Annotated in this window: 7 protein-coding genes and 1 pseudogene; 6 read left to right on the forward strand and 2 right to left on the reverse strand. The window is 57.7% G+C overall.

Features of this window, described 5'->3' with window-relative positions:
• Together Q1K49_RS09270 and Q1K49_RS09275 are read left to right on the forward strand one after the other, a co-directional pair.
• On the forward strand, positions 1–608 hold a 608-nt coding region (locus Q1K49_RS09270), incomplete at its 5' end, for an ABC transporter ATP-binding protein (protein ID WP_300525404.1).
• Positions 601–1,617, forward strand: coding sequence for an ABC transporter ATP-binding protein (locus Q1K49_RS09275; protein ID WP_300525406.1), 1,017 nt, complete (start codon positions 601–603; stop codon positions 1,615–1,617). The genes Q1K49_RS09270 and Q1K49_RS09275, both read left to right, overlap by 8 nt.
• Positions 1,618–1,640: 23 nt before the next feature.
• Here the strand turns inward: Q1K49_RS09275 and Q1K49_RS09280 are convergent, their stop codons facing one another.
• A complete protein-coding gene (locus Q1K49_RS09280; protein WP_300525409.1) occupies positions 1,641–2,822 on the reverse strand; it encodes a metallophosphoesterase in 1,182 nt (393 codons plus the stop codon).
• Positions 2,823–3,250: 428 nt separating this feature from the next.
• On the opposite strand from Q1K49_RS09280, the gene glgB reads away from it, so the two are divergent.
• Positions 3,251–5,170, forward strand: coding sequence for a 1,4-alpha-glucan branching protein GlgB (gene glgB / locus Q1K49_RS09285; protein ID WP_300525412.1), 1,920 nt, complete (start codon positions 3,251–3,253; stop codon positions 5,168–5,170).
• Entirely contained in the window at positions 5,163–6,665 is a 1,503-nt protein-coding gene (gene malQ, locus Q1K49_RS09290; protein WP_300525414.1) for a 4-alpha-glucanotransferase, read from the forward strand. Before glgB ends, malQ begins: the two co-directional genes overlap by 8 nt.
• Before the next feature lie 42 nt (positions 6,666–6,707).
• Here the strand turns inward: malQ and Q1K49_RS09295 are convergent, their stop codons facing one another.
• On the reverse strand, positions 6,708–7,454 hold the full coding sequence (locus Q1K49_RS09295; RefSeq protein ID WP_300525417.1) for a polysaccharide deacetylase family protein: 747 nt from the start codon (positions 7,452–7,454) through the stop codon (positions 6,708–6,710).
• A 513-nt stretch (positions 7,455–7,967) separates the two neighbouring features.
• Between Q1K49_RS09295 and Q1K49_RS09300 the strand changes: the two genes are divergently transcribed.
• Entirely contained in the window at positions 7,968–8,870 is a 903-nt protein-coding gene (locus Q1K49_RS09300) for a chemotaxis protein (RefSeq protein WP_300525420.1), read from the forward strand.
• 25 nt (positions 8,871–8,895) lie between these two features.
• Positions 8,896–9,364 (forward strand): annotated as a pseudogene (locus tag Q1K49_RS09305) (hypothetical protein); the annotation flags it as partial.

Raw genomic sequence — 9,364 nt, forward strand, 5'->3', positions numbered from 1 at the left:
AGAAAGCCGCGGACATGCTCGATCTCGTGGGCATTCCGGGGGCGACGCGTCGCCTCGATGAGTACCCCCATCAATTTTCCGGCGGGCAGCGGCAGCGCATCATGATCGCCATGGCTCTCGCCTGCAATCCCGGATTGCTCATCGCGGACGAGCCGACCACGGCGTTGGATGTAACGGTTCAGGCACAAATTCTGGATCTGATGAACGGTCTGAAGAAGGAGTTTGGTTCGTCGATCCTTCTCATCACCCACGCCCTGGGGGTCATCGCCGAGACGGCCCAGCGCGTTGTGGTCATGTACGCGGCCCGGGTGGTGGAGGAAGCGGACGTGGATCCCCTTTTTCGTCAACCCCTGCACCCCTACACGAAGGGGCTCTTGCACTCTATCCCCCGTCTCGATGAGGACCGGGAGCGTTTGGACGTCATTCCCGGCGTCGTGCCGAATCCCCTGGACTTTCCCGAGGGATGCCGTTTCCACAACAGATGTTCCTCATGTTTCGAGAAATGTCGCATGGAAGAACCGCCGCTTTTTCTCTTGAAGGGAGGACGTTCTGTGCGGTGCTGGCTTTGCGCGGATGATCCGGATAAGGTGGGTGAGCGCCATGATTGAAGCGGGAAAGGAACAGCGAAGGTCTGCGCCGATTCTCTCCGTGGCGGGGTTGAAAAAATATTTCCCCATCCGGAAGGGGCTTTTTCGTAAGACCGTCGGCAATGTCCTCGCCCTGGACGGTGTTTCTTTCTCGGTGAACGAGGGAGAAACCCTGGGGCTCGTCGGAGAATCAGGGTGCGGTAAGACCACCACGGGACGAACCCTGCTGCACCTCGTGAAACCCACCGAGGGAACGGTTCTCTTCCGCCAGATGCCCGTGGGGGAAATGCTTCGGAAAGATCCCGCGGGTGTGCGGAGGAAGATGCAGATCATCTTTCAGGATCCCTACGGGAGTCTGAACCCGCGCATGAACGTGCGGGACATCGTAGGGGAGGCGGTGCGGTATCATGGTATCGCCCGAGGGAAGGATGCCGATGGCTACGTGGCGGACATTCTCGAACAGTGCGGACTTCGTCCGGAGCATCGATTTCGGTACCCCCACGAGTTCTCCGGAGGACAGCGGCAACGCATCGGCATTGCCAGGGCACTTGCGGTCAAACCTGAGTTCGTCGTCTGCGATGAACCTGTTTCGGCGCTGGACGTTTCCATCCAGAGCCAGGTGCTCAATCTACTTTGCGATCTCCGGGAGCGGCTCGATCTCACCTACCTGTTCATCTCCCACGATCTTTCCGTGATCCGGTATATCTCGGACCGGGTGGCGGTCATGTACCTGGGGAAGATCGTAGAACTCGCTCCGAAAAAAGCATTTTTCGCCGCACCGCTTCACCCTTACGCGGAGGCGCTTCTCTCGGCCATCCCCGTTCCGGATCCGGTAAAGCAGCGGAAGCGCATCATCCTGGAAGGCGATGTGCCCTCTCCGGTCTCGCCTCCCAGCGGGTGTCGTTTTCACACGCGCTGTGCCCATGTGATGGACCGCTGCCGCCACGAGGAACCCGCCCTTCTGGACGGAGGCTCCGGCCATTTTGTGGCATGTTTTCTTCATCACGAGGAGGGGGGAGGAACAGTCTGAGGATCTCCCGATAACTCTTCGGGTCAGGGGGGGCCCTGCACCGCGGCGGTCTGCGGCTCGGAAAAGGTGAGCGTGCAGAGCACGATTTCCGGAACGCTGCTCGTGCGGAAGGGGGGCCCCCAGGTGCCTACGCCGCAGGAAACGTAGAAGATGGTTTTTTTCTTTCGCAGCATTCCCCAGCTTTGTTCATAGATCTTTCTTGTGATGAGGTTGAAGGGAAAGAGCTGGCCGTTGTGGGTGTGCCCCGAAAACTGGAGGGAGACGCCGGTGTCTGCAGCTTCGTCGAGATCCAGCGGAGTATGGTCGAGGACGACCACGGGAAGATCTGCGGGAGCGGAGGATTCGGCGAGGAGCGTCTCCAGAGATTTTCGAGAGTGGCCGAACCAGGGCGCCTGGCGGTCGTTCCGCCCCACCAGAAGGAGCCGGTCTGCCAAAACGACGGATTCATCCTGAAGAATGCGGACGTTTCCCTTTTCGATGTAGGCCAGTGCTTCCTCGATGCCAGCATAGTACTCGTGGTTTCCCGTCACCGCGTAGACACCGAGCGGTGCGTCCAGCTTCTGCAGCTCCTCTGCCAATTCGGCCTCCTCCGCCTTGCGGACGAGGCCGTCCACGATATCTCCCACCAGGAGCACCGCATCGGGTTTCGTTTCGTTCACGCGCTGAAAGATATGTTGCAAGCGTGCGTTGTGGATGATTTCCCCCGCGTGGATGTCGGTGACGACGGCGAGTCGGAGCTGTTCCGGTCCGCTGCCCAAGGGAGCCGGAAGTGTCATTTCCATGAGGCGGATTCTCGGAGTGAGAGCGTTGATATACCCCAAAAGAAGCAGTGCGCCGATGCCGACTCCTCCCCAGAGCCACAGGTGGGTTGTTCCCGCAGGGGAAAGGGGGCGGAGGAGAGCAGGGACAAGGCTGCTGCAAAGCCTGTAGAGATCCGTCATCAGTGCCAGAAGGAGTGCATAGGTCAGAAACCCGAGATAGAGGGCTCCGATCCAGAGGAAAGCGGTTCCGAGCCAATAGGGGAGGAGTCGGCCCAGAATGCGCCCCAGGGGATATGCAAGGAGAACGAAAAGCCAGGCACTGTAGAGGATGGGGCGGATCCATGGAACGATGGCTGTGGCGAGATGGATGTGGCGGAAGAGATACAGGTTCGTCATCGTATAGATCGAGAGAAAAAGTGTCAGGAACAGGCCGATGTTTCGCACGGGTCTCTCCTTTCGCGCGCGCTCGGAAAGTGCTCTCCGGAAAGGGGTACGACAGGAAACACGGAGGGAAGATGTGTCCTTCTCTTTCCTTCTCGCTCGTATCATAACAAATCGGAGGCAGATGAAAACCGTCATTTCTGAAAGAACGCGTGTCGGCATAAAAGCTGTCGCACGGTTTCTATGGAGAAAACGGGATAATGCCTTCACGTGGTGGAATGAACCACAGATCGGATTTCCCGCATCGTCGGCAGCTTTCTCTTCGGATTGAAACGGGAATCTTTCAACTCCTTTTGAAAAAGACCGCGACAGGGTGATGAATGCTACAATGTTCCTGAACGCCAAGAGGGGAGATTCCCGGAACGGACGAGGCCTTTCTTGAGGAAGCGCACGTATGCCTGCCTCTCTGAAAAGGACTGGGGGAGAGAAAAATGAAGGACGGATGGAACGAGCGTGTTGTCTATGGCATCTCCCGGTTGACCGATTATGACATCTATCTGTTCCGGGAGGGCAACCACTGGAGTCTTCAGGACAAACTCGGTTCGCATCCCATGACGGTGGAGGGCAGTGAGGGCACGCTCTTCGCCGTTTGGGCGCCCAATGCGAAACGCGTAAGCGTTATGGGCGACTTTAACGGCTGGGACTGTAGTGCACATCCTCTCGCGCCCCGGTGGGACAGCTCGGGAATCTGGGAGGGATTCGTGCCCGGAGTGGGCAAGGGATGCCTCTACAAATATCACGTCAGCAACGGGGATTTTCGTGCGGAGAAGGGGGATCCTTTCGCTCTGTGGTGGGAGGAACCGCCCCGGAGCGCCTCTGTCGTGTGGTCTCCCGAACATGTCTGGAATGACGGCATGTGGATGCGCGAGAGGGCTTCCCGAAATGCTCTCGACGCTCCGTTCTCCGTGTACGAAGTTCACCTCGGGTCTTGGCGGAGACGGTACGGCGCTCTTCTGAGCTATAGAGATCTCGCGGAGGAGCTCGTTCCCTACGTTCGGGACATGGGATTCACCCATGTGCAGTTTCTCCCGGTCATGGAGCACCCTTTCTATGGATCCTGGGGATATCAGTGCATCGGCTATTTTGCTCCGTCGAGCAGATTCGGTACTCCCGAGGACTTCATGGCCCTGGTGGACAGATTCCACCAGGAGGGGGTCGGCGTCATTCTGGACTGGGTTCCCTCCCATTTTCCCGTGGATGGACACGGCCTGGGACTTTTCGATGGGACGCACCTCTTCGAATACGCGGATCCGCGCAAGGGATTCCATCCCGACTGGAACAGCTATATTTTCGATTTCGGAAAAGGCGAAGTTCGGAGTTTTCTCATCAGCAGCGCCATCTTCTGGTTGGAGCGGTATCACGCCGACGGTCTTCGGGTCGATGCCGTGGCTTCCATGCTCTATCTCGATTACTCCCGGAAGGATGGGGAATGGATTCCGAACGAGTTCGGCGGCAGGGAGAACCTTGAGGCGCTTCAGTTTCTCCGCAGGCTCAACGAAGCCGTCTATGAACGAGTCCCCGAAGCCCAAACCATTGCGGAGGAGTCCACGGCGTGGCCGCTCGTCTCCCGCCCCACCTATGTGGGAGGGCTCGGGTTCGGCATGAAGTGGAACATGGGGTGGATGCACGACACGCTGTCCTATTTTTCCAGGGATCCCATTTTCCGAAAATACCATCAGAATCAGCTCACGTTCAGTCTCATGTACGCATTCACGGAGAATTTCTGCCTCTCTCTCTCTCACGACGAAGTGGTGTACGGTAAACGTTCCCTTTTCTCCAAGATGCCCGGGGATGACTGGCAGAAAGGAGCCGGTCTCCGGTTGCTCTTCGGCTACATGTTCGGCCATCCCGGCAAGAAGCTCCTTTTCATGGGAGGGGAGTTCGGGCAGTGGCAGGAATGGTATCATGAAGAGGGGTTACACTGGGAACTGTTGGGTTTTCGCCCCTTCGACGGCATTCTGCGTTGGGTCATGGACCTGAACTGGTATTATCGAAACAGGCCTTCGCTGTATCGCAGAGATTTCTCCTGGGAGGGCTTTCAGTGGGTGGATTTCACCGACACGGAGAACTGTGTCCTGAGTTTTCTCCGCTGTGATGGTCCGGAGCGAACCCTTGTGGTGTGCAACATGACGCCCGTTCCGCGGTTCAATTACCGCCTCGGCGTTCCCGGAGGAGGTTTCTGGAGAGAAGCCCTCAACAGCGATGCCGCCGAATACGGCGGGAGCGGCATCGGAAACACGGGGGGGGCCACAGCGGAACCCATTCCCTGGCACGGGCAATCCATGTCGCTTTCCGTGGCCCTCCCTCCCCTCGGTGTTCTTTTCTTTGAAGGGAGTTCTTCCCATGCCTAGAGAGGCAGGGGTTCTCCTCCATCTCTCCTCCCTGCCATCCTCCTGCGGTATCGGGGATCTCGGCCCGGGTGCGTATCGTTTTGTGGAATTCCTCGCTCGATCCGGCATGACTCTTTGGCAGATTCTCCCCTTCTGTCCCACCGAAGAGGGACGCGGCAATTCACCCTACAGCGCGTCGTCGGCCTTTGCGGGAAACCCTCTTTTCATCAGTCTTGATTTTCTCGTGAGTATGGGTCTTCTCGAAACGTGCGACATCCTTTCTCCCGTTCCGTTTCGGGAGGATCGTGTGGAGTACGGAAAGGTGACGGCATGGAAAAACGCGGTGCTGAGCAGGGCTTTCGAGGCGGCGCTCCGCTCGTCTCGGCTTATGGGCGAGGTGGCTGGATTTCACAAGGCTCAACGTCACTGGCTTGAGGATTATGCACTTTTTTCTGTGCTGAAGAGAACCTATTCGGGGCAGCCCTGGACGTCCTGGCCCGAATCGTTGCGAAAAAGGGACCCTGCGGCGTTGGCGAAAGCCCGGAAGGAGCTGTGGAGGAGCGTGGAGGAAGAGATTTTTCGGCAATATCTCTTCTTTCGGCAATGGGGCGCCTTGAAGAGCTTCTGCCGTGGAAAGGGCATCGACCTGCTGGGGGATCTTCCCATCTATGTTGACCACGACAGCGCGGATGTGTGGGCTCACCAGAACCTCTTTGATCTCGACGGGGAGGGACATCCGAACTCCGTGGCGGGAGTGCCCCCCGATTATTTCAGCGAGACCGGACAACGATGGGGGAATCCACTTTTTCGTTGGGGGGAGAAACGGGAAGAACTCTTCTCCTGGTGGGAGGCTCGGGTGGCCCACCTTCTCTGTTGTTGCGACCGGATCCGGTTCGATCACTTCAGAGGCTTCTTCGCCTTTTGGTCCATTCCTGGAACGGAACCCACGGCAGTGCGGGGAACGTGGAGGGCGGGGCCCGGCGAGTCACTCTTCCTGGTGCTGCGGGAGCGTTTCGGCAGGTTGCCTTTTGTGGCGGAGGATCTGGGTGTCATCACCGAGGATGTGCGTCGCGGCATGGAACGACTGGGCCTTCCGGGAATGCGGGTTCTTCTGTTCGCCTTTGCCGGGTTTGATGCCGAAAATCCCTATCTTCCCCACAACCATGACCGAAAAACCGTGGTCTATTCGGGGACCCACGACAACAACACTGCCCTGGGGTGGTTCGACCGGGAGGCGACGCCGGAGGAAAGAGAAGCCTTATCGGACTATCTGGGTTTCCCCCTCGGGAGAGACGCTGTCGCAGCGGTTTTCCTCCGGATGGCGCTCAGTTCTGTGGCGGAAACGGCGATCCTTCCCATGCAGGATATCCTCGGGCTTGGCCGGGAGGCTCGTATGAACCGTCCCGGCACTGTCTCGGGGAATTGGGAATGGCGCGTACAAGGAGAACATCTTTCCCTTCCGGTGAGCGAAAGACTGCGGCGCTTCCTCCAGCTTTACGGAAGAGTCCGAAGGTAAGCGAAGGTCGGCGGGGGCGGTTTCCCGTCGCGGGAGGTTCGGTCAGTCCATGCGTTTGGTGGGCGACTCGGAGGAGGCGGAACGGAGTTCCTTCCGTTGCGGCGTGGGTACGGGGCCGGCCATTTCATCGAGGGTCACGAATCGGTATCCTTTTGCCTTGAGTGTGTCGATGATGCCGGGAAGTGCCTCGATAGTCGCCTCCACACCGCTGTGAAGAAGGATGATGCCTCCGGGGCCTGTTCGCGAGAGGATACGCTTCGTAATGTCTCCGGAGCTGATTCCGGTGCAATCGGCGCCGTTAGCCGTCCAAAGCACGGTGGTCAACCCGGATTTTCGCGCCACCTCAAGGACCGATGCGTCGTAGTTCCCTCCGGGGGGCCGGGCGAAACGGGGTGCCTTTCCGGTAATGGTCTTGAGAGTGCTGGAGCACATATCCCACTCGATATGGACATTCTCCAGAGGAAGCGAGAGCAGGTTGTTGTGGTAGTGAGTGTGATTTCCCACGGTGTGTCCTTCCGCGAGCATCCTGCGGACGATTTCGGGGCTCACTGCGGCCATGCGGCCCACGACGAAGAAGCTGGCCTTCACACCTTTTCCCTGAAGGATGTCCAGAATACGGTTCGTAAATCCAGGATGAGGTCCGTCGTCGATGGTGAGTGCCACATTTTTCGTGGAGATGTCGCCTCGTGCGATGACGAGCGCCTGGGCCGTTCCCTCCTTGGGTGTGTGGAGCGCACACCACAAAAGGGCGACCGTAAGGACGAGAAGCATATTCCGCAATTTGCGCATGAACGTGGTACCACCTTTTCGGAAGTTTCGAAGCCTTTCAAAGAACATACGGACTCTTTGCCCATTCGTCAAGATGGACTGTCAGGGCGAGGCGCGGGGCGAGCATGTCACCTCTCCGGGTAGAGAACGGAAAGATTTTGGAGATGCAAGCGAGGCGACGTCTTTGCGGATGAGAACGCGTCGCTCTTTCCATGCCCGAACGGAAAAGGTGACGGAGGCAGCGGTGCGATCGTGCAAGAGACGGATTGCGGCTCCAAAATGTGGCGAATTTCGGGGAGTACGCGGCTCCTATGTCCCATGTCGGGGAAAAAGGGTATCATGGTGTCGGTACAGGATTTCCCGAAGCCTTTTGGAAATGCTTTCCCATCAAGAGGAGATGTTCGCGCCCGGAACGAGGTGCCCCTGACTGAAGGGGTGATGTTTTCCGGTGAACGACGGGTCTCCGTATTGAGCGATTCACCAAGTTGGATTATAGTGTCCCAAGGGCTTGGAGAAGATGAACGGGGTGATCTCATGAGGGACGAACGCATTCTTACCGAAGTGGGAACGAACGAATGGCAAGTGGTTGTCTTCCTCTTGGGAGATCAGAGTTTCGCGATCAACGTGGACAAAACGCGGGAGATTCTCCGATGGACGGGAGTACGCCCCGTCCCCAGGTCTCATGAGGCGATGCTGGGAATCACGACGGTGCGGGGAGAAGTTATTCCTCTCATCGATTTGGCGGCGTTTCTCGGACATGTCCCTCAGGTTGAGCAAGACCAACGAAAGGTCATTGTGGCCGAATTCAACAAGATGAAGCTCGGTTTCGTCGTGGATGCGGTTGAGCGCATCTACCGCATCAATTCGGACGAGTTGGACGCCACGCTTTCCGGAACATTTCTCGGTGAGAATGCCCTTTATGTCATCAAGCGGGAAGGACGGAACATCCTTCTCCTTGATTACGAGAGAATCGTTCAGGTGGTGAATCCCATGCTCTCCGCCCAGTTCCACGTGGATTCCCGCATGGCGAAGAACGTGCTGCAGGAAATCGGCGATCCGAACAAGTACAAGATCCTTGTCGCCGAGGATTCTCCGTTGATTCGGAAGCTCATCCAGGATGCCCTTGGCGAAGGTGGTTTCCACAACGTGGAGTTGGTGAGTCACGGAAAGGCGGCCATGGATCGTCTTCTGGACGAGGGAGATTCCTTTCACCTCCTGATCACCGATATCGAGATGCCCAAGATGGACGGGCTCACGCTGACCCGCAGGGTCAAGGAGGATGAAAAACTTCGCAGGTTGCCCGTGATCGTTTTCTCTTCCATCATGGCCGACGACATCAAGAGAAAGGCCGTTAGCATCGGCGCGGACGCCCAGATTACCAAGCCGGAGATCGATATCCTTGTCGAAACGGTGTGCAGGCTCCTTGTTCAGCAGTAAGAGAAAGGAGCACGGCGGAGCTTCCATGGGCGTTCTTCCCTACTGGGACAGGGACGTGGATCTGGACATTGCGTCCTGGGTTTCTTACAGTCTTGATTTCGCGCCCGTGTCCGTCAATTCCATGTACAGCGAGCAGCTCCGCTCCATAGCCGCTTTTGCGCTCGAAGTGGGGAGCGAGTTCCTGTACCTCAAAAGTCTGCGGAGCGGTCGTGTGGGAACGCTGTTTCCGGACCATCTCATCGATCCCGAGCGCGATGGGGGGGGACGGCTTGGTTTTTCCATGGTTTTCGGATATTCGTCGATCATGGAGACGTTGACCCATCTTCTCGCCCAGGCCGTGCCGGGACTGAAAGCAGGGTTGACCCTCTGTGGTGTCTGGGACCGCTTCATGTTGCTGGACGAGTGCAAGGTCATCGCTCTCGCGAGTGAGAATCCTTTTTTCGATGAGGAGCCCTTTCTGAACATGCTCACGGAAGTCTTGCAGAAGGCTGCGG

The sequence above is a fragment of the Aminiphilus sp. genome (assembly GCF_029975095.1).
Taxonomy (GTDB): Bacteria; Synergistota; Synergistia; order Synergistales; family Aminiphilaceae; genus Aminiphilus.

Coding starts and splice junctions, on each gene's coding strand:
- Q1K49_RS09300 (WP_300525420.1), top strand. CDS start 7,968: ATGAGGGACGAACGCATTCTTACCGAAGTGGGAACGAACGAATGGCAA.
- glgB (WP_300525412.1), top strand. CDS start 3,251: ATGAAGGACGGATGGAACGAGCGTGTTGTCTATGGCATCTCCCGGTTG.
- Q1K49_RS09295 (WP_300525417.1), bottom strand. CDS start 7,454: ATGCGCAAATTGCGGAATATGCTTCTCGTCCTTACGGTCGCCCTTTTG.
- malQ (WP_300525414.1), top strand. CDS start 5,163: ATGCCTAGAGAGGCAGGGGTTCTCCTCCATCTCTCCTCCCTGCCATCC.
- Q1K49_RS09275 (WP_300525406.1), top strand. CDS start 601: ATGATTGAAGCGGGAAAGGAACAGCGAAGGTCTGCGCCGATTCTCTCC.